Source organism: Blautia sp. CAG:257, from assembly GCF_000433815.1.
Lineage (GTDB): Bacteria > Bacillota > Clostridia > Lachnospirales > Lachnospiraceae > Blautia_A > Blautia_A caecimuris.
In genome coordinates this window covers 88,989-89,563 of sequence record NZ_HF999018.1, presented here as the reverse complement: position 1 = coordinate 89,563, position 575 = coordinate 88,989, and the positions used below count along the sequence as shown (strand labels likewise).

1 protein-coding gene is annotated in these 575 nt (G+C 38.3%); it reads left to right on the top strand.

Going from position 1 to position 575, the window contains the following annotated elements; all coding sequences use genetic code 11:
- Positions 1–210 precede the first annotated feature (210 nt).
- Positions 211–575: AraC family ligand binding domain-containing protein (locus QVP40_RS04025; RefSeq protein WP_288200312.1), on the top strand; the 365-nt coding region annotated here is incomplete at its 3' end.

Here is a 575-nt window from a genome sequence, read left to right as displayed (position 1 = left end):
GCATGGTATTTTCATGCACTATTTTTAAGTCCTCGTAATATTTTGGCACAATCACAACGCGTTCCTCCCTGGTTTCTTTTACTTTTCCTTTGTTTTAACATTATTTTACGCCTTATTTACATAGACCGTCCATAAACTTCATTGGACAAAATATGCACAAAATGATACACTTTTATAACACAGAAGTTTTTTTTAACAGGAGGGATCATTATGTATATCAATTCCGGCTATCTGCATAATTCTTTGTTGGATTTTAAGGACAAGACCCACCCCCTGGTGGTGGGAAGCTGCGGCACCTACCGTCTGATCCATCAGCCCAGGCTTCCCACCTACCGTCCAAGAGGAAGAATTGACTATCAGCTGCTTTATATTACTGCAGGAAAAGGACATTTCTTTTTTGACAATAAAGAACAGATTATAGAAGCCGGGCACATGATTTTATATAAGCCCAGAGAAATGCAGAAATATGTTTATTACGGAGCAGACCAGACAGAGGTTTACTGGGTGCATTTTACAGGCAGCAATGTAAAAAATATTTTAAAGGAATATGGTTTATTTGAAACAGGACGGGTGAT